The organism is Vibrio astriarenae, assembly GCF_010587385.1.
Classification (GTDB): Bacteria; Pseudomonadota; Gammaproteobacteria; order Enterobacterales; family Vibrionaceae; genus Vibrio; species Vibrio astriarenae.
In genome coordinates this window covers 1,678,685-1,705,545 of record NZ_CP047475.1, presented here as the reverse complement: position 1 = coordinate 1,705,545, position 26,861 = coordinate 1,678,685, and the positions used below count along the sequence as shown (strand labels likewise).

26 protein-coding genes are annotated in these 26,861 nt (G+C 44.1%); 9 read left to right on the top strand and 17 right to left on the bottom strand.

What is annotated here, in order from left to right; translation table 11 throughout:
- Position 1: 1 nt before the first annotated feature.
- Positions 2 to 886: an N-carbamoylputrescine amidase gene (gene aguB, locus GT360_RS08105; RefSeq protein ID WP_204274521.1), complete on the bottom strand. Its 885-nt coding sequence runs from the start codon at positions 884 to 886 to the stop codon at positions 2 to 4.
- A 101-nt stretch (positions 887 to 987) separates the two neighbouring features.
- Between aguB and GT360_RS08100 the strand changes: the two genes are divergently transcribed.
- On the top strand, positions 988 to 1,878 hold the full coding sequence (locus tag GT360_RS08100; protein ID WP_164648376.1) for a LysR family transcriptional regulator: 891 nt from the start codon (positions 988 to 990) through the stop codon (positions 1,876 to 1,878).
- A gap of 1 nt (position 1,879) precedes the next feature.
- Here the strand turns inward: GT360_RS08100 and GT360_RS08095 are convergent, their stop codons facing one another.
- On the bottom strand, positions 1,880 to 2,773 hold the full coding sequence (locus tag GT360_RS08095; protein ID WP_164648375.1) for a LysR family transcriptional regulator: 894 nt from the start codon (positions 2,771 to 2,773) through the stop codon (positions 1,880 to 1,882).
- A 247-nt stretch (positions 2,774 to 3,020) separates the two neighbouring features.
- On the opposite strand from GT360_RS08095, the gene GT360_RS08090 reads away from it, so the two are divergent.
- The 3 genes from GT360_RS08090 (at position 3,021) to GT360_RS08080 (ending at position 7,571) form a co-directional block, all read left to right on the top strand.
- On the top strand, positions 3,021 to 4,376 hold the full coding sequence (locus GT360_RS08090; protein WP_164648374.1) for a putrescine aminotransferase: 1,356 nt from the start codon (positions 3,021 to 3,023) through the stop codon (positions 4,374 to 4,376).
- 149 nt (positions 4,377 to 4,525) lie between these two features.
- Entirely contained in the window at positions 4,526 to 6,043 is a 1,518-nt protein-coding gene (locus tag GT360_RS08085) for a Na+/H+ antiporter NhaC family protein (RefSeq protein ID WP_164648373.1), read from the top strand.
- A gap of 94 nt (positions 6,044 to 6,137) precedes the next feature.
- Positions 6,138 to 7,571, top strand: coding sequence for a gamma-aminobutyraldehyde dehydrogenase (locus tag GT360_RS08080; protein ID WP_164648372.1), 1,434 nt, complete (start codon positions 6,138 to 6,140; stop codon positions 7,569 to 7,571).
- Between the two features lie 63 nt (positions 7,572 to 7,634).
- Here GT360_RS08080 and GT360_RS08075 read toward each other — a convergent pair whose 3' ends face one another.
- The 4 genes from GT360_RS08075 to GT360_RS08060 all read right to left on the bottom strand — a co-directional run bounded on the left by GT360_RS08075 (position 7,635) and on the right by GT360_RS08060 (position 11,164).
- Positions 7,635 to 7,874, bottom strand: coding sequence for a hypothetical protein (locus GT360_RS08075; protein ID WP_164648371.1), 240 nt, complete (start codon positions 7,872 to 7,874; stop codon positions 7,635 to 7,637).
- A 111-nt stretch (positions 7,875 to 7,985) separates the two neighbouring features.
- Positions 7,986 to 8,342, bottom strand: a complete 357-nt coding sequence (locus tag GT360_RS08070) for a hypothetical protein (protein ID WP_164648370.1) — start codon at positions 8,340 to 8,342, stop codon at positions 7,986 to 7,988.
- A gap of 71 nt (positions 8,343 to 8,413) precedes the next feature.
- Positions 8,414 to 9,697 (bottom strand): 4-aminobutyrate--2-oxoglutarate transaminase, encoded by a 1,284-nt coding sequence (gene gabT, locus GT360_RS08065; protein WP_164648369.1) that lies wholly within the window; start codon positions 9,695 to 9,697, stop codon positions 8,414 to 8,416.
- 12 nt (positions 9,698 to 9,709) lie between these two features.
- The gene (locus GT360_RS08060; protein ID WP_164648368.1) at positions 9,710 to 11,164 is read right to left on the bottom strand and encodes an NAD-dependent succinate-semialdehyde dehydrogenase; all 1,455 of its coding nucleotides are present in this window, start codon (positions 11,162 to 11,164) and stop codon (positions 9,710 to 9,712) included.
- A 127-nt stretch (positions 11,165 to 11,291) separates the two neighbouring features.
- On the opposite strand from GT360_RS08060, the gene GT360_RS08055 reads away from it, so the two are divergent.
- Positions 11,292 to 12,227, top strand: coding sequence for a LysR family transcriptional regulator (locus tag GT360_RS08055; protein ID WP_164648367.1), 936 nt, complete (start codon positions 11,292 to 11,294; stop codon positions 12,225 to 12,227).
- A 75-nt stretch (positions 12,228 to 12,302) separates the two neighbouring features.
- The gene (locus GT360_RS08050; RefSeq protein ID WP_164648366.1) at positions 12,303 to 12,635 is read left to right on the top strand and encodes a YggL 50S ribosome-binding family protein; all 333 of its coding nucleotides are present in this window, start codon (positions 12,303 to 12,305) and stop codon (positions 12,633 to 12,635) included.
- Between the two features lie 45 nt (positions 12,636 to 12,680).
- On the opposite strand, the gene GT360_RS08045 is transcribed toward GT360_RS08050, so the two are convergent.
- Positions 12,681 to 13,586, bottom strand: coding sequence for a homocysteine S-methyltransferase family protein (locus tag GT360_RS08045; RefSeq protein ID WP_164648365.1), 906 nt, complete (start codon positions 13,584 to 13,586; stop codon positions 12,681 to 12,683).
- 112 nt (positions 13,587 to 13,698) lie between these two features.
- Between GT360_RS08045 and GT360_RS08040 the strand changes: the two genes are divergently transcribed.
- Positions 13,699 to 14,079, top strand: a complete 381-nt coding sequence (locus GT360_RS08040) for a DUF805 domain-containing protein (RefSeq protein ID WP_164648364.1) — start codon at positions 13,699 to 13,701, stop codon at positions 14,077 to 14,079.
- Positions 14,080 to 14,085: 6 nt separating this feature from the next.
- On the opposite strand, the gene GT360_RS08035 is transcribed toward GT360_RS08040, so the two are convergent.
- Positions 14,086 to 14,397, bottom strand: a complete 312-nt coding sequence (locus tag GT360_RS08035; protein ID WP_164648363.1) for a VPA0510 family protein — start codon at positions 14,395 to 14,397, stop codon at positions 14,086 to 14,088.
- Positions 14,398 to 14,654: 257 nt separating this feature from the next.
- Between GT360_RS08035 and GT360_RS08030 the strand changes: the two genes are divergently transcribed.
- The gene (locus GT360_RS08030) at positions 14,655 to 15,332 is read left to right on the top strand and encodes an SDR family oxidoreductase (RefSeq protein WP_164648362.1); all 678 of its coding nucleotides are present in this window, start codon (positions 14,655 to 14,657) and stop codon (positions 15,330 to 15,332) included.
- Between the two features lie 348 nt (positions 15,333 to 15,680).
- Positions 15,681 to 16,031 carry a DapH/DapD/GlmU-related protein gene (locus GT360_RS21885; RefSeq protein WP_239502536.1) on the top strand — a complete coding sequence of 117 codons (351 nt, stop codon included), beginning with the start codon at positions 15,681 to 15,683 and terminating at the stop codon, positions 16,029 to 16,031.
- A 73-nt stretch (positions 16,032 to 16,104) separates the two neighbouring features.
- On the opposite strand, the gene GT360_RS08020 is transcribed toward GT360_RS21885, so the two are convergent.
- The 9 genes from GT360_RS08020 to GT360_RS07980 all read right to left on the bottom strand — a co-directional run bounded on the left by GT360_RS08020 (position 16,105) and on the right by GT360_RS07980 (position 26,772).
- Positions 16,105 to 18,108, bottom strand: coding sequence for a methyl-accepting chemotaxis protein (locus tag GT360_RS08020; protein ID WP_164648361.1), 2,004 nt, complete (start codon positions 18,106 to 18,108; stop codon positions 16,105 to 16,107).
- A 59-nt stretch (positions 18,109 to 18,167) separates the two neighbouring features.
- On the bottom strand, positions 18,168 to 19,607 hold the full coding sequence (locus GT360_RS08015; RefSeq protein ID WP_164648360.1) for a glycosyl hydrolase: 1,440 nt from the start codon (positions 19,605 to 19,607) through the stop codon (positions 18,168 to 18,170).
- Positions 19,608 to 19,675: 68 nt separating this feature from the next.
- Positions 19,676 to 20,773 carry an ABC transporter ATP-binding protein gene (locus tag GT360_RS08010; RefSeq protein ID WP_164648359.1) on the bottom strand — a complete coding sequence of 366 codons (1,098 nt, stop codon included), beginning with the start codon at positions 20,771 to 20,773 and terminating at the stop codon, positions 19,676 to 19,678.
- Positions 20,774 to 20,789: 16 nt separating this feature from the next.
- A complete protein-coding gene (locus GT360_RS08005; RefSeq protein WP_164648358.1) occupies positions 20,790 to 21,617 on the bottom strand; it encodes a carbohydrate ABC transporter permease in 828 nt (275 codons plus the stop codon).
- A 10-nt stretch (positions 21,618 to 21,627) separates the two neighbouring features.
- Positions 21,628 to 22,581 carry a carbohydrate ABC transporter permease gene (locus GT360_RS08000; RefSeq protein WP_164648357.1) on the bottom strand — a complete coding sequence of 318 codons (954 nt, stop codon included), beginning with the start codon at positions 22,579 to 22,581 and terminating at the stop codon, positions 21,628 to 21,630.
- A 103-nt stretch (positions 22,582 to 22,684) separates the two neighbouring features.
- Entirely contained in the window at positions 22,685 to 23,944 is a 1,260-nt protein-coding gene (locus tag GT360_RS07995) for an ABC transporter substrate-binding protein (RefSeq protein WP_164648356.1), read from the bottom strand.
- A gap of 616 nt (positions 23,945 to 24,560) precedes the next feature.
- Positions 24,561 to 25,610, bottom strand: a complete 1,050-nt coding sequence (locus GT360_RS07990; RefSeq protein WP_164648355.1) for an aldose epimerase family protein — start codon at positions 25,608 to 25,610, stop codon at positions 24,561 to 24,563.
- A 365-nt stretch (positions 25,611 to 25,975) separates the two neighbouring features.
- On the bottom strand, positions 25,976 to 26,251 hold the full coding sequence (locus GT360_RS07985; protein WP_164648354.1) for a DUF3861 domain-containing protein: 276 nt from the start codon (positions 26,249 to 26,251) through the stop codon (positions 25,976 to 25,978).
- Between the two features lie 26 nt (positions 26,252 to 26,277).
- Positions 26,278 to 26,772: a DUF2798 domain-containing protein gene (locus GT360_RS07980; RefSeq protein ID WP_239502535.1), complete on the bottom strand. Its 495-nt coding sequence runs from the start codon at positions 26,770 to 26,772 to the stop codon at positions 26,278 to 26,280.
- Positions 26,773 to 26,861: the final 89 nt, after the last annotated feature.

Below are 26,861 nucleotides of genomic sequence, written 5' to 3'. Positions count from 1 at the left end.
GTTACTCCTTTACTTGTCCATCCAATGTCATTAGAGGTTGGTAATGCTCTGGTCGACGGTCTCTGAATAGACCCCACGCACTGCGTTGAAAACCGATGTCATCCAAATCAAACTCATGAACGATAACACCTGATGTGTCTCGATCCGCTTTCGCGACGATTTGACCAGTATAATCAGCAATGAACGACGAGCCGAAGAAGGTAATGTTAAGGTCACGATGCTGTGCTTGCTCAGTGCCGATTCGGTTTGATGCAATTACTGGTACTTGGTTCGCTGCCGCATGACCTTGCATGACACACTGCCAATGTGGCTGAGAGTCCATCTCTGGCTGGCTTGGCTCACTACCGATGGCTGTTGGGAAGAAGAGGAGCTCTGCGCCTTGTAGAGCCATGCTGCGTGCCGTTTCTGGGAACCATTGATCCCAACAGATGCCAACACCAACTTTTGCATATCGGGTGTTCCATACTTTGAATCCCGTATCGCCAGGGCTAAAGTAGTACTTCTCAAGATAGCCATCGCTGTCAGGAATATGTGTTTTTCGGTAAACACCGAGCATAGAACCATCAGCGTCAATCATAGCAAGAGAGTTGAATCGAACATTGCCCGCTTTTTCAAACCAGCTAAAAGGCAGCACCACTTCAAGCTCTTTAGCCAGCTTAGACAGGCGTTGAAATGCCTCATTCTCTTCTAGCGTTGTCGCGAGCGCGTGATAAGACTCATGAATTTCAATGCAGAAATAAGGGGTTTCAAACAGCTCTTGCAGCAGAATGATCTGTGCTCCCTTAGCCGCGGCTTCACGAACAAGCTTTTCAGCGTTATCGATATTGGCTTTTACGTCCCAAGTACATGCCATTTGGGTAGCGGCAACAGTTACTTTTCTCATCATAATCCCTATGTATTTCTTAGTGTTAATTATATTTTTAATCGTGATTGCGTTATTATGGAAGTGCATAATTTTTATTTGGATATGAAGGATTTCGATAACCTATGGATGTGGATATCAATCAGTTACGCTTGCTGGTGGTACTTGAGCGTGAGAGAAACCTATCGAAAGCGGCGCAGAAGTTATTTATGAGTCAATCAGCGGCAAGCCATGTGCTGGCAAAGTTGCGCAGTCGTTTTGACAATCCTTTGTTCATAAAGACGCGCTCAGGCATGGAGCCGACGCCGCTGCTTGAAACCTTGTTACCTGATATTCAGAAAGGGTTGAGCTCAATTGACATGGCGTTTGATCGGATGAAGCCGTTTGACCCGCTGATGGATGCGAAGACGTTTTATATCGGTGCTATTGATTACTTTGAATTTTACGCTTTGCCTAAGCTTGGTAAAAAGTTTGAAGAGCATGCGCCGAATGTGAGGATCGCCATCGATATCTTGTCGGAAAACATGCAAATGGAACGAATTGAACAAGGTCGTTTAGATTTGATCTTGGGTGTTGATGAGCTTCAAGTGATGCCCCGATATTACAATCGTTATCACTGGCTAACTGATCCTTACGTAGGGATTGCCGCAAAACAGTCGAACATAAAAGCGAAGCTCACCCTGAACGAGTTTGTCCAAACACCGCAAATTCATTTGCCCTTGATAAATTCAGGGGCAGACCCGATTGACCGTTGGCTCCATCAACAACATCACTCTCGCCATATTTCGATGATTGTACAGAGTTATGCCGTTGGTGGCATGGTCACCGCCCAGACCAATAATTTGATGTGTGTTCCTTTGCGTGTTGCACAAGAGCTAGAGCAAATGCTGCCATTACGAATTGTCGAGCTACCTAAGGGGGCGCCTGAGCTATCGCTGAGCATGTTTACCCATCAGCTCTACGATAGCCAAGACAGTATTCAATGGCTAATTAAGCAGATCCATGGATGCACGTAACTCAGGCTCCCAACTCGATGATCTGCTTGATTAACCACTGAGTAGACTCTTGCTGGTCGTAGAGCTTGTGCGAAATGATACTTAACTCAAGCGCAGGGATCTCTTGCGGAAGTTCGATAATTTTGAGCGGAATCATTTCGCATAGAAGTGTTGCGACCCGATAAGGGACAGGAAAGAGCAATCCGGTTTTAGCACTGATCATGCCCCCAATGGGGTAGCTTTGCGTCACCATATGGATGTTCCGATACAGGTTTTGCTCGTAGAGCCAGCTATCAATCACGTCTGACGCATTGGACGTGAGAGGCAAGTGGATCTGCGACTCACTGGCGAACTCTATGGTAGAGAGTTTATCGGGCATCTCGCGCCACTCGGCCACCACTGCCACATAGTGGTCACTCAGCCACTTTCGGCTATTAAAGTTCTTGGTTGGGTGTTGAGAGTTATCAACACCGATGTGCAAGTCTAAGCGTCCGCTTTCGACTCGCTCCATCTTAATGTGTTCGGATGCAATATCGATAGACAGTCGGATGTTCGGAGCACTTTCGATAAACGATTCAGCCAATCTTGGCACTCCAACAAACTCAAAGTAGTCACAAGCACCAATGTAGAAAGTATGCGCATCAGTCAAAGGGTCAAAAGAAGATTGCATATCTGCGGCACGAGCAATATTTTCTACGCCTTGCCTAAGAATGGGCAACATGGTTTGTGCAAAAGGTGTTGGGTTCATTCCTTGGCTAGTACGTACAAACAAAGGGTCATTAAATCGTTCTCTGAGCTTGGCAAGATTATGGCTGGCTGCAGATTGACTGACGAAGAGTCGCTCAGCCGCTTTGGTGATATTTCGTTCATCATCTAGCGCAACAAGAATACGCAGCTGGTTTAAGTCTAAGTTCATTGGGCTCCTTCCACTATGAATCTCACTCATAGAAACATGATAACAACCCATTTCAAATCATTCAGCTAACTGACTACATTAAAAATGAATCTACTGTGACACGCCGGTTAACTTTGCATTTATGCCATGACAGATTCGATGAAATGTTTCAGGTGCAATTTTCTACTAGCAAAGTGAAATCGATAACATTTTTCACGAAGCGATGCTTGCAGTACAAACGAATACAATAAAGGGCTAGGTGGTCGAAATGGATTATTCAAAGCGCAATGTCGATGAAGCTTTCTTTGAAGCAATGAAAATGGTGGATCTTATCTCTAAGGATGAGTCTGAGATTAGCCTTGAAGAGCGTACATGGGTCGCTGAAACAACGTATGAGAACTTCGAACAACACATCAATAAAGGGTTTCTAGAATACCGTAAATCAGTCACTGAAACAGAAGGGATCGCTTTAACGGATTGGTCTGGTCAAGGTTCGATACTCAAGGACATTTTGGGTCGTGAGTTTATCGATATGTTAGGTGGCTATGGACTTTACTCACCTGGTATACGCCATCCTAAGATTGTTGCGGCAGCCAAGGCTCAGCTTGATCGTAGTCCACAATACAGCCAAGAGATGCTTGACCCTCTACGCGCTCACCTAGCGAAAGTTATCGCGAAATTGACTCCTGGTGATATTCAGTATGGATTCTTTGCCAACTCAGGCACCGAAGCGGTCGATGGTGCGATGAAGCTCGCCAAAATGTATACAGGCAAGAAAGGGTTTATATCAACGTTAAAAGCGTTCCACGGAAAGTCTTTAGGTGCTTTGTCACTACTTGGTAAAGCGGTCTATCGTGAGCCTGTTGGCCAACTGCTTGATGGCGTGCGTCATGTACCATACGGTGATGCAGATGCAGTAGAAGCTCAGCTTAAAGCCGCGCAAGAAGTAGGAGAGGGCATCGCAGCCGTTATTGCAGAGCCAATTCAAGGTGAGGCTGGTGCGATAGTTCCACCTGATGACTACTGGCCAAGACTGCGTGAAATCTGTGATAACTATGGCGTGCTGCTGATTGCGGATGAGGTTCAAACAGGCTTTGGCCGTACAGGTACTTTATTCGGTGTTGATCACTGGAATGTCACTCCTGACATCATGTGTTTTGGTAAAGCCTTAGGTGGCGGCGTAATTGCGATGTCTGGCTTCTTTGCTAGTGCAAAACTGTGGAAAGTGCTTGAGCCAAACCCGTTTATGCACACCACAACGACGGGTGGTAACCCAGTAGCATGTGCTGCGGCACTGGCTCAAATCTCTGTTCTTCTCGAGGAGAACTTAGCTGGGCAAGCAGCAGAAAAAGGCGAATACATTAAGAGTAAACTGAGTGTAATCAAAGAAAAGCACCCAGGTGTGCTAACGGATGTAACGGGTAGAGGTCTTTTATTGGGAATGGTCTTTGTCGATGATGAAGTGGGCTTTAAGGTCGTTTCTAACCTGTTTAAACGAGGGATCCTAATTGCGGGTACGCTGAATAACTCGCAAGTGGTGCGTATTGAACCCGCGCTCAACATTTCTTATGACTTGATTGATAAGTTCCTTGTCGAACTCGAAGAAGTCATCAAATCATTATAAGTCCAAAGAGGGCAGTCGCAAAACGGCTGTCCTCTTTCTTATTGAAATACAACGATATTAAAACAAAAAAGCGATTAGAACAAAAAGATAGTGAAACCGAGAATGCAGTTAACCCAATGGAAGTGAGTTTATATAGAGGGAGTTAGTTTATGGCTGACAATGAATTATCGATTAAACAAGTTGAAATGAGTGAGTCGGTAAAGAAAATCTACATCAGTAATAAGTTTTTTATCACGCTGTTGATCTGTTTAAGTGTTTACGCGGTCTTTTATCTGATAGCTGCAAATCATGTTGAAGGCACGGAGTGGGGTTGGCTCTCCATTCTACCAACAGTCTCGGTTTTAGGTATTGCGATCTTTTCTCGTCGTCCTTTTGAGTCCATGCTGGCAGGTGTGCTAGCGGGGCTTATTATGATTAACCCAGATAACATCATCACGCCATTCTCTGATAGCGTTTCTTCTGTTATGGGAGATGAAACGATTGTATGGATTATCCTGGTTTGTGGATTAATGGGCGGGTTTATTCGAATTTTAGAAATCAGTAGCTGTTTGAACGGTTTTACTGAATGGCTAAAAACAAAAATCCATTCGCGACGTCAATCGACAATCGCAACGGTATTGCTTGGTGCTGTCGTTTTTATCGATGACTATTTAAGCTGTTTGGCTGTCTCTTCTTCTGTAAAAAAACTTACTGACTATTATCAGGTTTCACGCGAGAAAATTGCTTATCTTATTGATTCAGCAGCGGCACCAATGTGTGTGATCGTACCCATTTCCACATGGGCAGTATTCTTTGCGGGATTACTTGAAGAAAATGAAGTCGCAGAATCGGCTCAGGGTCTAAATCTCTATATTGCGTCGATTCCATTCATGGCTTACGCGTGGTTGGCATTATTAATTGCATTCCTTGTTGGTGCTGGTGTTATAAAAGATATAGGGCCGATGAAAAAGGCGGAAGAACGCGCGCGAAATGGTCATCCTATTCCACCGGATTTCGAAGGCAGTGAATTAAGCAATAAGTCGAAGGCAAAACGTGAACTAAAAATGCCGATTCAACTATTTAACTTCTTCTTTCCAGTGTTACTTCTGATTGCATCAACGGTGTACTACGACATTGACCTACTCAAGGGTGTGATTATCACTTGTGTCGTCACGATAAGCTTGTATTACATTCAAGGGCTGCTGTCATTTGAAGACCAAGTGGATGCGCTATTCCAAGGTTTCAATACGATGCTCTATCCGTTATCAACGGTTATTGGTGGATTCTTACTAAAAGAGATCAATGACCAGCTTGGAATGACCGAGTTTATTATTGAAACAGCAACACCTTATTTAAGCCAAATCACGTACCCTGCGATTGTATTTGTACTGCTCTCTCTGGTTGTATTTGGTACGGCATCAAGCTGGGGTGTGTTTGTGATTGCGATTCCTATTGTTATTCCAATTGCGCTTCACCTTGATGTTCACATGCCTTTGGTGATTGGTGCACTGTTGTCAGCATCGGCGTTTGGCAGTCACTCTTGTTTCTTTAGTGACTCCTCGATACTTGCCTCTCAAGGTGCGGGTTGTTCGCCAATGGCGCATGCCTTCTCTCAGTTCCCGTATGCACTGTTAGGTGCCATCTTAGCGGTATTTGCTTTCCTCGGTCTTGGCTACATGTACGCGTAGTGTTTCGGGCTTCACCTAATCAGTTATTGGGTGAAGCCAAGCTCTAGATTGTCGCAAATACAAATGACGGATTCAGTTTATAAGGATTAAAAAAATGAAACACAAAATATGGATCAATGGATTAGCTTGTGACGCCATTAGTGGTGAAACGATGGATATCGAAAACCCAGCAACGGGAGAGGTGATTGACCGTGTGCCTTTGGGGGGCGCTGAAGACGCTGACCTTGCAGTCGCGGCGGCGAAAGAAGCGTTTGATGATGGCCGCTGGTCAAAGAAAACAGCAGGAGAGCGAGCGGCTGTTCTTTATAAAATGGCAGATCTGATCGAAGAAAGTATCGAGGAGTTTGCTCGCGTTGAATCTGAAGATACAGGGAAGCCCTATGAGTTCGTGAGCTTGGGAGGGGATATCCCCTTTGTGATTGATAATTTGCGATTTTTTGCAGGTGCAGCGAGAGATATAGCAGGTGCAGCCAGTGGTGAATACGCTGAGGGCTACACCTCTATGTTACGCCGAGAGCCTTGTGGTGTGACAGCAGGAATCACGCCTTGGAATTACCCGCTATTAATGGCGATATGGAAGATTGGACCCGCGCTGGCGGCAGGTTGTACTTCTGTGATAAAGCCAGCCCCGACAACACCACGTACTACATTAATGCTTGGTCAGGTCGCCAAAGATGCAGGTCTTCCCGATGGTGTTTTGAACATTGTTTGTGGTGATGCGGCGCCGGGAGAGGCACTGTCTACCCACCCTGATGTGGCGATGGTGAGTCTTACAGGCTCAAGCCGCACAGGTAAGGCGATCATGAAATCAGCTGCTGAGACACTAAAGCGCGTCCATTTGGAGCTTGGAGGTAAAGCACCGCTGATCGTGTGTGAAGACGCTGATATTGAAATGGTTGCTGAGAAGGCGACGATTGGAGGTTTCTTAAACTCGGGTCAAGATTGTACAGCGGCGACTCGCATCTTGGTTCACGAGTCGATTTATGACCAAACGGTCTCCGCTCTAATTAATGCAACAAATAGTTTCAAGTTAGGCGACCCGTTTGACAGTGACACAATGATCGGCTCTATGGTGTCGCAAGTTCATCGTGATTCTGTGGCAAGGTTCGTAGAGCGAGCAAAAGCCGATGGTGCGACAGTGGTTGCTGGTGGCGAAGTGGTCGATAGAGCAGGGTATTACTATCCACCGACGTTGCTTGTGGATGTCAAACAAGACTCGGAAATTGTGCAAGAAGAGGTCTTTGGTCCGGTGATGACGGTTCAGTCGTACAAAACCGACGATGAAGCCTTGATGATGGCGAATGACATCAAATATGGCTTAGCCTCTTCAGTGTTTACTCAAGATATTCGACGTGCGATGCGCTTTTCTCGTGATTTGGTATTCGGAACAGTGTGGGTCAACGATCATCTGCCTCTAAGTTCTGAAACGCCCCATGGCGGTTTTAAGCAATCGGGTTTTGGTAAGGATTTATCTGCCGAAGCGATTAGTGACTATCTAGTGACAAAACATGTGATGGTTGCAAACTAAATAGGAAATTTATCAGTAATAGCCACTTTAAGCTCACTTAAAGTGGCTTTTCTTTTTGTAGACTCATTGATCATCGATGGTCGCCCTATCAGACAGTTCCCCGTTATCAATGCTTTCAATTTGAACCACAGGTACGACATGAATATCGACCACTCTAGCATCTCTCCAAAGCGTATCGGCGATAGCTTGCGCTTGATTAAATGCATGGATCTTTGACTTTGCTGCAAAAGGACTATCGTTGAGCACGACACGTTTGCCACTAGGAAACTCAATAGTGGGATAAAATGATTGCTTCAGTTCCATCAAATGTTGGGTTTTGGTGTTCGTTTGAGAAGACCGCTTATTCCTAGACCGTCACTCTCAGTAAACTTCGAATAACGCCTCTTTCCGTGAGAGTCGTCTATAGCCGTTCTGTTACTTTGACACACAGATAATGCGGTTGTGTGAAAGACAAAGCTGACATTGGTTTCCGATCGGTTTGTTGACCAGTGTACGTTCAGTAGGAATAAGTACTTTGTCATTGCAATTGGGGCACTGATAAGTGAAGTACTTTACTTTTTTAGCGAGGATGACATCGTTGCTATGAATAAAGGCCTGTCTGTGATGTGCGAATTTGTATGCTGCGAATAATACTATCCAGTACCCAACGACGGCCAAAGCAGCTTGAGAAAGCTGTATATTTTCCTGCATGATCAGCGCGATGGTGACAACAACATTGCTGAGGATAGCGAAGGTGTTAAATGGGGTGAGGTAGTGGCGATTTAAAAGCATAGTCATTCCTAACAGGTGAGAGTGCATTCGCTAAGAACGACTATGCGCAATGATAAGTTAAATTGCGATGATTAAGACTTGAGCCATGTTGTTATCAACTCATCAAAGTTAGCTAACCCCTCTTCAATGATCTCGTTTGATGCCGTTAGAGGCGGCAAAAATCGAATCACGTTACCGTAGAAGCCGCAGGCTAGTAGTATCAGTCCATATTGAGGAGCATGCTTAATTAATGCTTGAGTAAGTTCAACGTTCGGCTGCGCTGAATCACCTTGATAGACTAACTCAAGGGCAATCATGGCACCCTGATTTCTGACGTCGAGTATGGTGTCTGGATAACGCTCTTTAAGCTGCCCCAATTTATTTGAAAAAAGTTCACCGATTTGATTTGAACGTTCGAGTAAGTTTTCATCCTTAATCACGTCGAGTACTTCAAGCGCGGCTGCACAAGCAATAGGTGAGCCCCCGTAAGTCCCTCCCAAACCGCCAGGCAAAGGTGCATCCATGATCTCTTGTTTTCCAACAACAGCAGAAATAGGGTAACCACCTGCGATTCCTTTTGCCATTGTCATCAAGTCAGGCTCTACACCTGCGTGTTCAATACTGAACATTTTTCCTGTTCGTCCGAAGCCGGTTTGGATTTCATCGGCAATAAGAACGATACCCTCTTGGTCGCAAAGTTGACGAAGAGCGACTAAAAACTCTTTAGGCGCAGGATAGAACCCCCCTTCACCTTGCACAGGTTCGATAATGATAGCGGCCACATCGCTGGCGGCAATATCAACTTTGAACAAGTTCTTTAACGCAGTCAGACTCTGCTCAACCGAAATGCCATGAGCATCAATAGGATAGGGAACATGATAGATATCACTTGGGAACGGACCAAATAGCTGCTTGTAGGGCGCGACTTTACCTGTCAGTGCCATTGCCATATTTGTTCGGCCGTGGAAGCCACCATTGAATGCAACCACACCTCGACGTTTTGTATAGGCACGTGCGATTTTGACACTGTTTTCCACCGCTTCAGCGCCAGTGGTAACAAATATGGCTTTCTTATCTGAACTTCCCGGTGCAATTTGAGTCAATTTTTCCGCGAGCTCTACGGCATTTTCGTATGGGTTAACCATGAGACAGGTATGGCTAAATTTTTCGACCTGTTGTTTAACGGCTTCGACAATTTTAGGGTGGCTGTGCCCGGTATTACACACGGCGATACCTGTTGCAAAATCAATGTAGCGGTTACCCTCTACATCCCACACCTCGGCGTTTTTTGCTCGTTCAACAAACACCGGGTATGCATTACCTTGTCCACGTGCAAAAACGCTATCTTTTCTCTCTTGTAAGCTTAAATTTTCCATGTCTGTTTGACCTTATAACCCGCCCATACACAAATATTTGATTTCCATATACTCATCGAGTCCATATTTTGACCCTTCTCGCCCAAATCCGGACTGTTTGACCCCCCCAAATGGGGCAGATACATTGGAAATGGCACTATCGTTGATACCCACCATGCCGTACTCCAACGACTCACCCACTCGCCAAATTCGACCGATGTCGCGGCTGTAGAAGTAAGCGGCTAGTCCATATTCCGTGTCATTCGCCATTTCAATCGCTTCATCTTCACTATCAAACGTGATGATAGGTGATACAGGGCCGAAGATTTCATTACGTGCAATCGGCATATCGTTGGTGACATTGGTCAGTACAGTTGGAAGATAGAAGTTGTTGCTGTCGGGAGCCCGTTCTCCGCCTAATACAACTTTTGCACCAACTGAGACAGAGTCATTTACCAGAGTCTCAACATCACTCACAGCATCTGAGTTAATGAGAGGACCAATATCCGTGTCTGGTGAGATTCCATCGCCAACGTTAAGCTTAGATACCGCTTCAACAAATTTGCTTGTGAAGGTCTCTGCAACCTCCTTTTGCACCAAAATACGATTGGTACAGATACAGGTTTGACCTGCATTTCGATATTTTGAGGCCACAGCGCCGGCCACTGCCGCATCAATGTCAGCATCGTCAAAGACAATGAATGGGGCATTGCCACCGAGTTCCATTGAAACCTTTTTGACGGTACTACTGCACTGATTAATCAGTGCTTTGCCAACATTGGTTGAACCTGTGAAAGTAAACTTGGCAATATCAGGGTGCTGAGTGAGCACCTTTCCCATGCCTCTAGAATCACTACCGACGACCACATTGAATACGCCAGCTGGGATGCCTGCTCTTTCAGCAAGTTCGGCGACGGCAAGCGCAGACAGTGGTGTTTGAGTGGCAGGTCGGACAACGAAAGTGCAGCCAGCAGCCAGCGCTGCGCCAGCTTTACGGGTGATCATCGCGTTCGGGAAATTCCAAGGTGTAATGGCACCAACCACGCCGACAGGCTGTTTGAGGACGACGATTCGCTTGTCTGTAGAAGGCGATGGGATGGTATCTCCATAAGCACGTTTAGCTTCTTCTGCAAACCATTCAATAAATGCGGCGCCATAAAGGATTTCACCTTTTGCTTCAGCCAGCGGTTTTCCTTGTTCAAGAGTGAGAATTTGCGCTAGGTCGTCTTGGTGGTCCAGCATCAGTTGATGCCACTTTTTTAGTATCACTGATCGCTGGGCTGCACTCTGTGATGCCCAATGTTTCAAGGCTTTCTTAGCTGAACGAACCGCCAGCTCAGTCTCGATTACGCCGGCGTTAGCGACATTGGCAATCACTTTCCCATTGGCTGGATTGGTGACGGCTAATTGAGCCTCACTCGAATGCCAACTGCCATTGATGTAGGAAAAGGGTTTAAGTAGCTGATTATCTTTTAACTCTATAGTCATGATCTCACTCGTAAAAACACTCATTTTTCTTTATATGTCTATTGAAGAGCAAAAGTTAACTTGGTTAAATATCAAACTATCAACCTAATGTTTGATATTGGTAAAACTAAAGGATTTAGGAGCCACTATGCGTAGAGAGTCGATTATTCCAAAGCCAGTGACAGAATATGATCTTCGGCTGTTAAGAATATTCGTTTCGGTTGTCGAGCATGGAGGGTTTGCTGCTGCTGAGAACGCTCTTGGGATAACGCGTTCAACCATTAGCGTTCATATGACTAACCTTGAATCAAGAATGCAGTTAACGCTGTGTCGAAGAGGACGGAGCGGTTTTTCCCTCACAGAAGAAGGACAGATGGTTTATCACGGGGTAATTAAGCTGTTTGAGTCGCTGGAAGACTTCTCTTTGTTGGTGGGCAATCTAGGCAAGGACTTAAGCGGTGAATTGGTGATCATGTCGTCTGATCAACTGGATGAGAAGAAACAGCTTAAGTTAGCGACGGTGATAGAGCAGCTAAATGAAAAAGCGCCGAACCTACATATTGTTCTAGACGGTGACACCTTATCGAATATTGAAAAACAGATCCTCAAAGATAAAGTGCATGTGGGCATTCTTCCTCAGTATCAGAGTGTTGAAGGGTTAGAATATCTTCCGCTGTCGAGTGAGCCGAATTATTTGTGCTGTGGTGAGAAACACCCCTTTTTTGAGTTACTCGATAGCGAGATAGACGCCAAGTTATTTGCGACAGCATCTACGATTCACCCGGGTATAGATTTAAAGATGGATGGCATGAATCAGCTGAGAAAGTTAAACCTAAACGCCAAGTCTTACCAATTTGATATGCGCAAAACGATGATACTTTCGGGCAAATATTTGGGGTATATGCCGCAAAGCTATATTCAGCAGGAGCTCAACAGAGGGCAGATTCGTATCATTCAACCGAGTGTGATGACCTACCAATTTGACTTGAGCCTTGTGAGAAAGCATTCACCTAGAGAGCCTAATAAAGTCGAGCTAGTCATGGATGCGTTCCGCCAAGTGTTTGAACTTTATTACGTAGTTTGACATAACACTCTGTCTAGATTTAAATTTTGGGCTAAACTGCAAAATTGTGTGTGGTTGGTACTTAGGGGAATAAGAATGGCAAAAAATAGAACACGAAGATTACGAAAGAAACTCTATGTTGATGAGTTCGCAGTACTTGGTTTTGGCTTTTCTTGCCAGGTAGATATCGATTCCGACACTGGTTATGAAGCGATACTCAATGAGTTCTTTGATTTCCTTGAATCACGAAACTTGATCATGGGCGGTGGTGCCAATCAGCATAGTTTTGATGGCTTCGTCATTGGAGAAGGGCGTTATGACTCGGCGACAGACGAAGATAGAAAAGTAGTCGAAGAGTGGTTAACCGCTCGCAGCGAATGCTCAGATGTGAAGGTGAGTGAGTTGCTTGATTCTAACGGTGGTGATTGACAAAATGATAGGGCACACATTTAAGAATAGTGCCCAATCAGTGACTTATGTATATCCATTCATAGCTTGCTTCCATTCACTCAGAGCCTGAATGTGCTTGGGGCCAATGCCACAGCAACCGCCGATAATGGTTGCACCAAGTTCATGCCAGCGCTTTGCGAACTTCACATAGTCTTGTGGTGATAATTCACGAGTGCTTTGCAGCGTGTCATTAGCTTCGTGTTCACTGTCAATTGGTGAGAAGTTATTCGCGTAAATGCCCAGCTCAAAATCATTACCTTTGGCTTTTAGTGCGGGTTGAAGAGCAACAAGTGCGGCTTCCATCACTTCTGGAATTGAACAGTTAAACATGACCCCTTTTGCGTTTGATTCAATAAGCAAATCGACCAAAGCTTCAACGGTTTCACCAGAGCGAAGTGAGGCAGGGCGTTGAATATCGTCTGCTAAACTAAACGCGTAATAACAAGGCTTATTCGTATTAGAGAGCCTTTCTTGAGTGACTTTGAACTCGTGAACACTACACAGCGTCTCAACTATCCAAATGTCGACATACGGCGCTTGAGCTTGTATGAGGGTATCAAGGATTGGCAAGGCAGTTTGTTCAATAAAGAGATCAGAACGGTAGCTGCCGAGAGGAGGTGGGATTGAACCCGCCACGAGTACTCTATGACTATTTTCATCTGCACATTGTCGGGCAATTTTCGCCGCTTTTGTTGCCAGTTCTGCGCCTTTTTTTTCATAAAGATCTTGTCCAAGGTGAAATGGCACACAGGCGTAGCTATTTGTGGTGATTATCTCAGCCCCGGCATCGATAAAATGTTGATGGGCTTTGTGAACGAATTGGGGGGCTTCCATGAGGGCTTGGGCACTCCACAATGGTTGAGAGAAGGGGGCACCGATCTCTTGTAGCTCGCGTCCCATGCCACCATCAAGGATTGTGAGTTGTTTCATTAATTTACTGCCTGTACTACTACTTACTCTCACCATAGCAGATTGTGATTTGTGGAAACAAGCATCAATAGTCTTGGTCTATATTTAAGAAAAAGTCAGGAGGAAGGCCGTCATGAGCTACAAACAGTTATTGTTTTCCTTTCAAGGTCGGATCAATCGACGAACATTCTTGTTCTGTACTGCCATGCTATCGTTGTGGAGTTTCTTCGTTCGTCAACTTATTGATCCAACGGCAATTGATGATGTCGATTCTTCAGGGGCAGTTATCTTCACCCTGATTAACTTCATTGTCGTTTTGTGGATTTACTTATCCATTCAAGCTAAACGACTCCATGATAGTCACCGCTCTTCACGATGGTTATTCCTACATATCATTCCTTTGATAGGGCAAGTCGTTATCTTTGTTGTTTGTGCTCTGATAGAGGGCTCTGCTGGTGAAAATAGTTACGGGCCCAAGCCCCCGTCTAAGTTGAATTTGGGGGCAGGGAGCTAATCAACGCTATTTGATGATCACATTGACGTAGTTATTGCCACGACGTTGATAGTAATGATCACCTACTTTTGCATACGTGAAGTTACCAATCTTAATGTAGGTCGTGTGCTTAGGCATGCGCTTATAGTGGTAATGACGATGCTTAGGACGCTTCTTTGGTGAAGGATGATACTTCTTAACGACGATCACTTCTTTATGACCGTGCTTGTGCTTATGTTTACCTTTGTGCTTACCGTGCCCATGAGGATGAGCGAGTGACGAAAAGCTTACCAAGCTGACTAGTACGGCAATTACAGGGATTAATTTTAGCTTTTTCATAGTTATGCTCTGTCGATGTTTCTTTGATGCTAATTATTCACGAGCTCAATGTGTATTTGTCAGACATGAGTGAGTGAAAGTGAAGCCTTTGACAGAAGGAAGCTTACAAGGTCAGAGGTTAACCATTGCTTACACTTATTCATGTTTTGTTATGCTTTGAGGGGTGGAATGGTTCGTAGTGGGATATTGAGCGCGACTATTGTCATGCGAATATGCGAGACTTCTATGTACTCAACAAACAAATACTTAGGTAAATCATGAAGTCAATCATCGTTACAGGTGCAACAAGTGGTATTGGTTACGAGTTAACAAAGTCACTGTGCGAAAAAGGACATAAAGTGGTCGCTTCCGGCCGCGATTTGGAGCGATTAACCACCCTGCAATCACAGACTGGGTGTGAGATTGTTCAAGCGGATCTGGCCGATGCGGAGCAAGTCGTCGATCTGTTCCAGGCTGCGGTAGAAAAGTTAGGTACTCTGGACGTTCTTATCAATAATGCGGGCATGAACTCTCGAAAATGTGAGATTGATGAGTTAACCATTGAAGAGTTTGATCATCAGTATGCTGTTAACCTGCGAGCGCCTGCTATTTTGAGTCGTGAAGCATTGAAAGTGATGAAGCCGAAAAAACAAGGGCAAATCATCAACGTGGTGTCGACGGTCGCTAAGCGCGCAAATGAAACCATGAGTGTTTACACTGCGATGAAGCAAGGTCTAGCCGGGTTTAGTGCCATTTTGATGAAAGAAGCACAACCGCACGGCATTAAAGTCACGTCTCTATTCCCTGGTGGCACGGATACCAACTTTAGAGAGGCTGAACGACCTCAGTATATGCACCCGAAAAGTGTCGCGGACACGATTGCACTGCTTTTAGAGCTGCCTGATGATGTGGTCATGCATGAGATGACTTTCCGACCTCCAGTTGAGTTAGAGTAGCTAAAACAAAGACCTAGCACGCAATATCAGACACTAGGTCTAGTGTAGTTGCTGTTGAACTTGTCACATATAGACTCGAACCCTACAACTTAGGCAGGCGCTAGCATGACTTTTCTAGAACAAAGTACATCTGATGAACGTATTGTTCATCGTTTTGAACGTGCAAACTTATAATACAAAGACAATGCAAAAGATCTTTGCTTTGAACTTAACCAAACCCACTCGGGTGACTTAGAAGCCAAAGAGCGTATCTATAAGCAACTGTTCGGAACCGTAACGGATTTCATCAATGTTGAAGCGGGATTTCGCTGTGACTACGGGTTTAATATCCATTTTCTCGGACGCGCTTTGGTAAACTTCAACTCGGTTATCTTAGACACTTCACCTGTGACCATTGGACATGGTGTGATGATTGGTCCAGGTTGTGTGCTCTCTTGTGCAGGGCATGCGATTGATCCAGAACAGCGCGTTGATGGCGGGTTGTATGATTCAGCGCCAATTACCGTCGAAGATAGAGTTTGGATAGGGGCTAATACGACCGTTTGTGCTGGCGTGACCATAGGCAATGGTAGTGTCATTGGTGCGGGCAGTGTCGTAACAAAAGATATCCCTGCTGGTGTTATTGCTTACGGTAATCCCTGCCGAATGGTGAGAGAGATTACTGAAGACGACAAGTGGGAATTCCCGTCTGACGCATAACACTTACGATAATGAGAAAAAACGGCGTGACATTGTCACGCCGTTTTTGAGTCTAGAGCTCAATAAGAAAAAACTATAAAGTAAATCGCCCAACTAAGCTTTGGTTCGATTTCGATAATGAGACGAGCTCTTTGCATTGCTCATCACTGCTTTTGGTGAGGGAAGCAATACTCGCTGAGGCTTGGTTAACCGCTTTGATATTATTCAAAATCGAATCACACGCCATACTCTGCTCTTCCGTTGCACAGCTTACTTGTGCCGTCATGTCTTTAATGCCCGATATTTCACTAAGGAGCGAGTCATTCAATTGGCCGACGCGATGCGATGCTTGTGCATTTACCGTTGAAAAATCCACACTCTTTTTAATGTCACTGGCAACAAATTGAATTTCTTCATTGAGCGCTTGCAGTGTCGTTTGAATAGTGCCGGTTGACTCACGTGTTTTTTCCGCAAGTGTCCTGACTTCATTGGCTACGACGGAGAAGCCTCGACCAAACTCGCCAGCGCGTGCTGATTCTATCGCCGCATTGAGTGCCAGTAGGTTTGTCTGCTCTGAAATGTTATGGATAACGGAAACGACAGATTCCACACTTTGGCTTTGCTGAGTCAGTGCTTCTACTCTTTGATTGATATCGACAAGCTGTTTCTCTAAAGACTGTATCGCCTCAATACTTTGGTGCGTTGCCTGCTGACATTCTAAGCCGCCGCTAAGCGTGCGCTCAACCACTTCAAGAGTGAGATTAGCAGATTCGCCAACTTCAGAAATAGCGCTATTCATCTGCTCTATAGCGGCTGTCATTTCATTTACGTGCAGAGATTGTTGGTCAGTTTGCGCGAGTGCATGAGCAGAATCCGTAGAGAGTGTTTCAGTCAGCGTCATCAATTGATGGGAGCTTTCACTCAATGTAGCGACCGCATTCATTAGTTCATACTGTACGGCGTTGGTTTCTTTAGCCAAGGTACCAAATTCGTCTTTACCCACCACAATAGGTGTTTCGTTTAACTTTCTCTGTGCAAGCTTTTCTAGAGCCAGTTTTAGCGTTTTAATCGAAGTTCTAATCGTATTAGTCAAATAGATACCGGTCGCAAGGGCAATTAGAAGTGAGCTAATCAACAGTACAGAGACCATTTTTTGATTACGTTGTGCAACATGAGTTGATTCATTGATGAGTTGCTGACTATGTTCGTTCACACGTTCATCAAGTAATTGGAGTTGCTGTTCCAGAGCATGACCGACATTCATGACTTCTTGGTTATGACTGGCTTGCAAGTCCCGTTGATCTAATTTGTAAAGATGCTGTGCCAGCATTCCATCATCAGCTTCAATTGTTTCGAGCATTGGAGAGAGTATATTTCTGATCTTGTCAGCAGTCTTGGGTGAGTCTTTTGCGATGAACTCGATTTTTCGTTCAAGCATTCGAGTATGTCGGTCGAGATTAGATTTGACTACCCATACCTGGTCGGTTGAAAGTTGGATGAGGATGTTATTAATTAATTGATTAGATGCGCTTGCGTGAAAGCTAAGAAATGTAATATCTCTTTGGCCCAACGCACCGCTCGTTGGGAGTTTCTCAAGCGAAGCGAGGATAGCTCGAGATTGCTGTTCATATATCATGGCACTCACAAAAGCTGCCTGCTCTGCGTTTGCTACTCTCTCTTTCGAGTATATTAACTCAGTCAACAAAGTAAGGTACTCACTCAGTAGTGAGGAAAATGCCCCGTTCTCTTCAGGTGACAGAAAGACAAACAGAGATTGAATAACAGGCAAGTATCGAAGTTCTTCAATAATTTCGATGTTGTCTAACGCTTCTTGATGCTTAGCATTAACTTCTTCTAATACGCCTAAATCGGCTATTTCAGAGTTTGGAAATTGAAAGAGAAGGGTAGACGTCGTGGCTTTCGCGACGGAGGTTCTCAATATCGTTGCACTTTTCGCAACGTTAATCGCATCACGCTCGATACTGGTCACAGTGCTACTTAGTAGTTCAGAAGTGATGAAAGCAACGACTGACACGGCAGAGATTAAAGTTATCAATAGTACAAAAGAGACTATCATTCTATTTACGATTGAATTCATAGCTAACCGCCAATAAACAAAATGTAGGGTAAAGTGCCCCCAAGGTGGGGGCTTGAAATTTAGCGACGATCAAAGACCAGATAATCTATGTTGAGTGCGCTATCTCCATCGTTCCAAATGATTTCAACATCGGATTTATTTGGGATGTCGACCATCAGCTCAATCGTGTTGTAATTGCCGACCCATGAGCCCGTGCTTTCAAATTGAAGGTCGTATTTTCGTATGCCATTTACGGCTAAACCTATCGTGCCTGAGCGCTCTGAGGCATAACGCACAATGAGGTAGTTGGACTGCGTAACCTCTTTAAACAGAAGACCATCCCCTTCTTGATAAATGTAGGCGATACCCTGTCCTCCAACTGCCGCAGAGTCTGGATAGATGCGTGCATTCCCTTTGGGAATGGCATCTTCAGCTTGGGATTGCTTCTCATCAGGAATCAGAGCTTCTTGGTTTTTGTTCCTAGCCTGTTTTCTCTCTTCGTAATCGTCTGGGAGGATAAAAATAGGAGGGGGGGCTACCGTTGTTTTCACTTCCCAGCCTTCCCTTTTAAGAGTCCTTCTCCATTTCGTGGCTAAGTATAGATTGGCTTGAAGTCGGCTATCTCCCCAACCTTGACCTTCCCACATAGGCTGCTCATCCCATAGAGCATTAATATATGCGACGATTTTAATGCTATCTTGGTTATCTTTTATATGGGCTAAAAAAGGCACAAACCATGTTTTCCATAGCTCCTCACCATCATCGAGAAGGAGGTCGGCCCCTCTAGGGGTGACTTCTGCGATCATCACTGGCTTGTTTTTTTCTCTCGCAAGTTGAAGTGTTTCTTTTCCTGCTTCTTTAGGGTCATGATTAAAGTAGGAGTAGGACATCCAGTCTACATAACCATCTCCAGGGTAATAGCGTAAGAGATTGTCTCGGTCCTCTTCATAGCCACTGGATTGCCAAACATATTCAACGTTGCTCGTTTGAGCTTTCTCTAGTGTCGAGACAATATGACGATAGGCTTGTTTGTACGCTTCAGGCTCGTAGCCGTTCCATGCTCCCTCATACTCATAACCTATCCTCAGGTATACTTTTCGATTAGATCTTTTTATCCAGTCAGAGAGGGCCGCTAGGTTTTGGTCTAGTTGTCCACTGTTCACTTTATCGAGTTGATTGACAAGGTTAAGCCCCATTGCAATGTCGACATCGTCAAAGGAAGATGAAGTGAGATAAAGGTCGGCATGGCTATCGCCAGCGCCATAGTTCACTTTGGAGGTGAGTCCTTCCAGTGACTCTAAACTGGTGTAGATAGTGACTCCGGCTGGGACGCCAAAATAGTCCACATAACCTTGATTGTATTCCTCTAGGCCACCTACAGACCCCAGGTCTTGGCCAACGAATAGTCTGATGTTGGTGGGTATATCAGGGTCTGAGACGCGTTGTAAACTCTCGCTGACCGTTGTTGAGCAAGCGGAAAGCAGTGAGCAACTCAGTAGTGCTATAAGGTAATGTTTCATTTCTTCTCCTTATTCTTGAAATGAAAACAAAAAAAGACCCATGCAAGCATGGGCCAAGGGAGTGACGCTTAGTGATTGTCGTAAATCGCACTTTCACTTTGCGTATTGAAGACGTGCAGTTGTTCGCTATCAAGATACAGTTTCATCGTTTGGCCTTCTTCCACAGTCTGAGTCGAAGGTGCCTCGACAACCAATTGGTTATCACCGAATCGATTTAGAATCTGAATCGTTGAGCCAAGAAGCTCGTAGCTTTCAACGGTAACATCTACCTCAATCGGCTTGTCGAGCAACTCAGGTGATAGGTGAACATCACTTGGACGGATGCCCATAGTGACTCTTTGCTCTGCGTTTGGCTCGTCGACGCGTCCTAGAAGTGGCAATCTCTGACCAGCAAGGTCAATTCCCCAACCATTGTCATTATTTGTTAGGTCTGCAGACATTAGGTTCATTGTTGGACTTCCAATAAAGCCTGCTACAAACTTATTGGCGGGTTTTTGGTAGATTTCTTTAGGTGTACCTATTTGCTCCACTTCACCGTCACGGAGAATGACGATGCGATCGGCAAGTGTCATTGCCTCTACCTGATCGTGTGTCACATAGATAGTGGTTTTCTTAAGCTTTTTATGCAGAGCTTTGATTTCACTACGCATTGCATTGCGGAGTTTCGCATCAAGGTTAGACAGTGGTTCGTCAAACAAGAACACTTCAGGGGTACGAACCATCGCACGGCCCATTGCAACGCGCTGGCGTTGGCCCCCTGAAAGTACTTTTGGCTTACGATCGAGTAGCGGTGTAAGCTGGAGCATATCGGCAACGGGACGGACTTTTTCTTCGATGCTCTGCTTAGACTCACCAGCGAGTTTAAGCGCAAAAGCGATGTTGTCGTACACAGACATATGAGGGTAAAGTGCGTAGCTTTGGAACACCATTGCGATATCACGATCTTTAGGCTCAAGGTTATTCACCACTTTGCCATTGATTGATACTTCACCGCCAGAGATGTCCTCTAGACCAGCAAGCATTCTTAGCGTTGTTGACTTACCACAGCCCGATGGACCAAGAAAAACAATAAACTCACCGTCTTTGATATCTAAGTTGAATTTTTTGACGATGTGAACGTTACCTGGATAGATTTTGTCTACGTTTTTAAAAGAGACTGAAGCCATTATAATTTCCTTTCTATTAACCTTTAACTGCGCCACCGGTCAATCCGGCTACAATGTATTTTTGTGCAAGTAAGAAGAACACAATTGCCGGCGTGATCGTCACTGATACGTAAGCGAGAATCTTGTTCCATGCGATACCGTATTCACCGCGATACTGCATGATACCCAGTGTCCACGGATACATTTCTTCTGTGTTCAGTACCAAGAGAGGTAGTAAGTAGTTGTTCCAACTGCCGACAAGGACAAACACTCCAACGGTTGCAAGTATTGGCGTTGAGAGAGGGAGGATGATGTGTAGGTAAAAACGTGCGTAACTACAACCATCGACACGAGCAGCGTCAAAAAGCTCCTTTGGTAATTGTTCGAAGAAAGTTCTGAACAAAAGAATACTGAAGCCAAGACCAAAGGCTACTTGAGGAATGACAATACCCGGCAATGTGTCTAAAAGTGATAAGTCACGTATTCTTAGAAATAAAGGAAGTATTGCTGCAGCTGCGGGAAACATCATGCCCATTAAAAAATAGCTGTATACATAGTTGTAACCAGCAAATTTTATATGAGAGAACGTGAACGCAGTCATAGTGCCAATGATGAGCGTCAGTGCAACCGAGAGACCTGCGATAACTAATGAGTTCTTCATTAAACGCCAGATAGAACCATCGGCAAATACGGTTGCGTAGTGTTCTAATTCCCAGACTTCTGGAATACCAAATGGGTTAGTACGAAGCTCACCTAGGCTTTTAAAACCACCAAACAAGGTCGCGATCATAGGCATTAGTACAAAGCCGGCGACCAGCATCAAAAATATGAGCCGAATCCATTGAATGTTTTTTAATTTATCCATGCCTTTTTCCTTAGTTATTCTGTTGATCTTTCATGATCGTATTTTGATAAGTGAATGCGAATACGACGCAAACGATGAACAACACAACACCAATCGCACTACCAAAGCCGATATTCATTCGAGTGATACCGAAGGTGTACAAGTAACTTACGAGAGAGTGACTTGTGTGAGATGGTCCACCTCCCGTCAATGGCATTATCAAGTCGAACGTCTGCAGAGCACCAAGGATACTGAAGAAGATCGAAACCTTGATTCCAGACGCTATGAGCGGAATTTTGACATGGAAAATCGTTTGTAACTTGCTTGCACCATCAAGCTTTGAGGCTTCAATGAGATCCTTCGGAACGCTTTGAAGCGCGGCGATGTAAATCATCATATGGAAACCAAAGTACTTCCAAACAATAACCACAAGGATTGCCGTAAATGCCCAGTCGCGATCGGCCAATATATACCACGGGTCAGTGCCTAATGACTCAGCGATACCAGCCATCATTCCGTAATCACCATCGAAGACGAAGCGCCAAATAAGACCCGCAACAACTTCCGCTAAGATGTATGGCAAAAAGAAAATCAATCTAAAAACACTGTTGGACCAGCTTTGCTTATAGATACTAAGCGCAACGACAAGCGCAAGCGGAAGCTGGATAACCAATGAAACGAGAATTATCTTACCTGTATTCCATGCCGCTGTTTCAAACGCACTGTGCTTAAACAAACGAACATAGTTATCAAAATGAATAAAATTGGTTGGTTCACCATAACCGTTCCACTTAAAGAAGCTGTAATAGCCCGCTTCACCTAGTGGTAAAATTACAAAAGTTGTAAACAGCAATAGCGCTGGTGGTAAAAAAAACAGTAAAGTCAATAAACGGTTACCATGGTTTTTCTCTCTTAGCCAAGAGGAAAACTTGTTCGAACCGGACTCTTGAGGTGCGCTAATCGTAGCTGCTAACTTATCACTCATAACATATCCTTATCATGCAGAATCAAAGCTGGTTAATGGGTGAACGAAGTCTAAATTAGACAAAATCAACCAGCTTTGTACTGCTGTGCTTAAACTCGCTTAATTAGCGCATTTCCCATGCTTCTTGAACCTGCTCAGCGGCTTCACGTGGCGTTATATCACCATTAACGATGCCTACAGAGATATCGTTAACCACACCACCTACGTCAGCGCCCAACGCTTGGTCAAAGAACACCTGGTGCCATTGTGCTTCTGCGATGGTTTGTGAAATCTGCTGCTTGAATGGGTTTTTCAGACCTTGGTCTGCCCCTTTCGCGACAGGAATGATTTGGTCGATTTCAGCAAGTTTTGTTTGTGACTGCTTGTTTAGGAAGAACTCGAGCCATTTAGCTGCTTCTGGTTTTGCACCTTTGGCGAAAGCAAATCCATTGATACCACCTAAAGTGTCAGACGCATCTCCTTGACCATCTTTAAGGGTAGGGAAGTTCATAAACCCAAGGTCAGCATCAACAACACCAATTTTGTCGACAGCTTGTTGCGCTTGGAAGTTGTAGTCCCAATCGCCCATTAAGTGAATTGCGGCTTTTTGGTCACCAAATAGACCTGCTGATTCACCGTATCCCGCCGCCATAAAGCCTGGTTGGAATGGTTCCAAATCAGCCAAACGCTTCAACTCAGCGCCTGCTCGCACGAATGCTTCACTTTCGAAACCTTCGCCCTTGTCGAGCATTGCGTTATTGAATTCCTCTTGGCCTACAGAGCGCATGACCAGGTAGCTCCAGTAGAAGTGCATAGGCCACTTGTCAGCACCGCCGACGGCAATAGGCGTGATGCCAGCCGCTTTAAGTTGCTCAACGGCTGTTAGGAACTGATCCCAAGTTTTAATTGAGTCACCATCAACACCAGCTTGCTTAAAGAGCTTTTTGTTGTACCAAAAGCCCACCTGGCTAACCATGTAAGGGGCACCGTATTGCTTATCGTCGATACGGAATGCATTCATACCTGCTTGTGATAACTCATCGTTAAGCGTCGCAGAATAACCTGTCATATCTTCAAGTAATCCAGCATCTGCTCGTACTTGGAAGTTACCACCACCCCAGCTGTAGAAGAGGTCTGGGCGTTGGTTCGACTGAAGAAGGGTAGGTAACTTAGCTTTGAACGCTTCGTTTTCTAGAAACTCAATATTAATTTTGATGTCAGGGTTCTGAGCCTCAAAATCTTTAGCAACATCTTGCCAAATTCCAAGTACGTTTGGATCAGTTTCGATGTGCATCATACGAACAGTTGTTTCTGCATTGGCAAGACTTGATAGAGAAACACAGCATACTGCTGTTGCTACCAAAAGTGGTTTTAGTTTGAACATGGGATAACTCCATTATTTCATTTATAAGTAACACTCTCTTCGTTCCAGCGTAGAGAGCTATATATATTTTTATTTTGATCGGGTTTGTTAGCAACGTGGGAAATGTGATTGAGATAACAAGGAAAACCAAATAGTAATATTTGTAATAGCGTTAGCACAAAACGTAATCAATATTACAATATTTACTAATCGGAAAAATAAATTTAGAAAGGGAATTCTAATATCAACAGTTGGGATGGGTGGTGTAAATAGTGAGCTGCATCACTAAATTTAAGAATATGGTGTGAGCAAGATCACGTAGGGGTTTGTTATGATACGGTTAGGTTTGACTGAGTTACCTCAATGTCACGTATAGAGTGTGAAATGCCATGAAATAATCTGGGGTTTTGCCTCTATTGTATTCGTTTTGGTTGAATATTGACTTTTGTGAAGTGGTGAAATAAAGCATGATTACCTATTGGTAATGGATGTAGATATTTGGTCTCTGAAAAAGGCAAATGGTTAGCAAATAAATGGTATTAGACCAATCCTAATAGTAGGGTTGGTCTAATAATTAGTGAGGGGATAGACTGAATTTTATGGCACAAGGAGAATAATCGTTATCAATCTGATTTTGCTAATTGAGATATAAGCTGCTATTGGTCTTTTCAACCTGAATTTTGTAGATTGTTGTTGAAGAATAGGGGCGATCTTTGTCATACATCACGTCTTCTAACAGACCATCCATGTTCACTTGGTTTGGGAAATGTTGAGGTTCAAAGCACACACCGGAGTATTTACCAAAACTATCACGCTCTTCATTAAGGTGATTACCTGTATAGAATTGCATCGCAGGTTTGTCGGTGAGGATTTCTAAGCTCAGGCCAATCTTTGGTTCAAAAACCCAACCAACGGGCCTAAGGCCTTGGCCATTTAAGATAAAGCAATGATCATACCCCGATGCTTGAAGGATATCGTGGCTTTGGCTTTTGAGCCCAACACCAATAGGCTTTGGCTGCAAGAAGTCCATAGGTGTTTGATAAGTTGAGGATTTTTCTTTTGGGATTAGATTTTGGTCGGTGCGCCAGAATTGGTCAGCATCGATGGCAACAACATGGCTTGTTACGTCATTTTTTCGACCGAACAAGTTGAAGTAGAAATGGTGGGTAACATTTAGCGGACATTTTTCATCAGGATCAGCCCAGACATTGATAGTAAGTTCGTTATCATTACTTAGACGGTATGTAACCATAAGGATAATGTTTGCAGGATAACCACCATCTCCCTTAGAAACAGTCGTTTGGAACGTAATGCCTTGTGCAGCTGTAGCAATCACATCCCAACGTCTTTTGTGAAGGTTACAACCAGCCCCATGTAGGTGATTATCCTCTTCATTTAACTCAAGTTGTACCGTTTCATTATTTAGTGAAAACGTTCCCCCTTCAATCCTATTTCCCCAAGGTCCAACAATACCACTAATATATGTTTCACTATTGATGTAGTTTGCAGAGTCTTGATATCCAAGCACAATATTTCTTTCTTGAGAATATCCATCTTTAACAAAGAAGTTAACGATAGCTGCGCCAAGATCTGAGATCTCAATTTTCGTCCCTAACTCATTGGTAAGCGTGTAAAGCCTATAATTGCCCCATGTAGTGTCTATTATCGTATTATTATTTTTGAACATATGAACTCCCTTTGACCACAAAGAGATTGTTTCATGGTGATATTTAACGATCCATTATGAAATTTAAACCCCATATAATGAAATTTTACCTTAGCGTAAAGTATGATTTAATGTTCTATTTTTGGTAGGGAATATTAATAACTTATGTGTCGTTATTAATATCGCAACTTTGAAACGGATAGGTGGGGTATTTTAGTGATCACTTATCTAGAATGGAGTCGGAGTGATAACTTTATTTGTAATGTGGTAGCGCACTTTACAGTCTGTTATAAATGGTGAGCATACATATTGGATGCAGGCTCACCATTGAGTTATGTTTATAGTAAGTTGCGTATGAAGTTTATCGAATAGTGTACGGTGTTGTTCTAGCGATTTTTAACTTTAGATTTCAGGTTAGTCATGAAATCTTTAAAATGTGGGAAAAAATCAGCGAATAATGGATGTTTACGATCCTTCATCATGACTGGACCGAGCAAACGTAAAGCAACACCTAATCGCGTAGCATCGTTTTCGTCTAGAGTGCTTTTCCCTTTTAGCGCGTCGACAATAGCGAACAGGTTTTCTCTGTCTTGCATTTCAAAAGTGAGTGTTTGTCCATCCGTTGTGTTGGTTTCTTTTATAGTAATAGTGTAGGTTTTCATCGTATATCTCTCTTCAAATCGTTCAATTAACTACGTAGGTAACGCTCAATCTTTGGTTTGATGGTCATTGAAATCGTGACCATTAAGGTTAGAGCAACTGGCAGTGCAGCAAAAAAACTGGTTGCCCACTGATTACCAAAGTCAGGATTGTCTACAAATCCTAGGTTTTTAGCGGTGGTGGTAAATGCCATGATCGACTCCATGGTCACGGCCATGATAAGACCAACAATTATGTTACGGTGTGACTCTTTAATGTTTGGTAGTAGCGTGCCAAGTAGCTTAGTGATCAGCGTCATTAAAGTAACACCTATTGGCATCATGACGAGCGCCGTTGTTACAAAAGCGCTCATCCAGCTATTGAAAAATGAATCTGAATAGCCGAGGTTCATGTAAGTCATCACGCCGGTCAGCGTCCCACCCATCAGAGTCATCATTCCTGCAACGACTAATACTTTCTTGTAAAGTGGTGTGCTAGTTGCTGCTGGAAATTCACTAGGAGTCAGTACTTGTTCTGTCATCATTGTGCCCTCTCAAAGTAGTTGATAAGGGCAACTATAATAGTAATGGTTGATTTAGTCAACCATTTGGTGGCGTTTATTTATACTCTTTT

Coding starts and splice junctions, on each gene's coding strand:
- GT360_RS07980 (WP_239502535.1), bottom strand. CDS start 26,772: ATGATGACAGAACAAGTACTGACTCCTAGTGAATTTCCAGCAGCAACT.
- GT360_RS07995 (WP_164648356.1), bottom strand. CDS start 23,944: ATGTTCAAACTAAAACCACTTTTGGTAGCAACAGCAGTATGCTGTGTT.
- GT360_RS08095 (WP_164648375.1), bottom strand. CDS start 2,773: ATGAACTTAGACTTAAACCAGCTGCGTATTCTTGTTGCGCTAGATGAT.
- GT360_RS08100 (WP_164648376.1), top strand. CDS start 988: ATGGATGTGGATATCAATCAGTTACGCTTGCTGGTGGTACTTGAGCGT.
- GT360_RS08030 (WP_164648362.1), top strand. CDS start 14,655: ATGAAGTCAATCATCGTTACAGGTGCAACAAGTGGTATTGGTTACGAG.
- GT360_RS08010 (WP_164648359.1), bottom strand. CDS start 20,773: ATGGCTTCAGTCTCTTTTAAAAACGTAGACAAAATCTATCCAGGTAAC.
- GT360_RS08090 (WP_164648374.1), top strand. CDS start 3,021: ATGGATTATTCAAAGCGCAATGTCGATGAAGCTTTCTTTGAAGCAATG.
- aguB (WP_204274521.1), bottom strand. CDS start 886: ATGATGAGAAAAGTAACTGTTGCCGCTACCCAAATGGCATGTACTTGG.
- GT360_RS08035 (WP_164648363.1), bottom strand. CDS start 14,397: ATGAAAAAGCTAAAATTAATCCCTGTAATTGCCGTACTAGTCAGCTTG.
- GT360_RS08060 (WP_164648368.1), bottom strand. CDS start 11,164: ATGACTATAGAGTTAAAAGATAATCAGCTACTTAAACCCTTTTCCTAC.
- GT360_RS07990 (WP_164648355.1), bottom strand. CDS start 25,610: ATGTTCAAAAATAATAATACGATAATAGACACTACATGGGGCAATTAT.
- GT360_RS08070 (WP_164648370.1), bottom strand. CDS start 8,342: ATGCTTTTAAATCGCCACTACCTCACCCCATTTAACACCTTCGCTATC.
- GT360_RS08015 (WP_164648360.1), bottom strand. CDS start 19,607: ATGAAACATTACCTTATAGCACTACTGAGTTGCTCACTGCTTTCCGCT.
- gabT (WP_164648369.1), bottom strand. CDS start 9,697: ATGGAAAATTTAAGCTTACAAGAGAGAAAAGATAGCGTTTTTGCACGT.
- GT360_RS08040 (WP_164648364.1), top strand. CDS start 13,699: ATGAGCTACAAACAGTTATTGTTTTCCTTTCAAGGTCGGATCAATCGA.
- GT360_RS08080 (WP_164648372.1), top strand. CDS start 6,138: ATGAAACACAAAATATGGATCAATGGATTAGCTTGTGACGCCATTAGT.
- GT360_RS08000 (WP_164648357.1), bottom strand. CDS start 22,581: ATGAGTGATAAGTTAGCAGCTACGATTAGCGCACCTCAAGAGTCCGGT.
- GT360_RS08045 (WP_164648365.1), bottom strand. CDS start 13,586: ATGAAACAACTCACAATCCTTGATGGTGGCATGGGACGCGAGCTACAA.
- GT360_RS08075 (WP_164648371.1), bottom strand. CDS start 7,874: ATGGAACTGAAGCAATCATTTTATCCCACTATTGAGTTTCCTAGTGGC.
- GT360_RS08020 (WP_164648361.1), bottom strand. CDS start 18,108: ATGAATTCAATCGTAAATAGAATGATAGTCTCTTTTGTACTATTGATA.
- GT360_RS08005 (WP_164648358.1), bottom strand. CDS start 21,617: ATGGATAAATTAAAAAACATTCAATGGATTCGGCTCATATTTTTGATG.
- GT360_RS08055 (WP_164648367.1), top strand. CDS start 11,292: ATGCGTAGAGAGTCGATTATTCCAAAGCCAGTGACAGAATATGATCTT.
- GT360_RS07985 (WP_164648354.1), bottom strand. CDS start 26,251: ATGAAAACCTACACTATTACTATAAAAGAAACCAACACAACGGATGGA.
- GT360_RS08085 (WP_164648373.1), top strand. CDS start 4,526: ATGGCTGACAATGAATTATCGATTAAACAAGTTGAAATGAGTGAGTCG.
- GT360_RS08050 (WP_164648366.1), top strand. CDS start 12,303: ATGGCAAAAAATAGAACACGAAGATTACGAAAGAAACTCTATGTTGAT.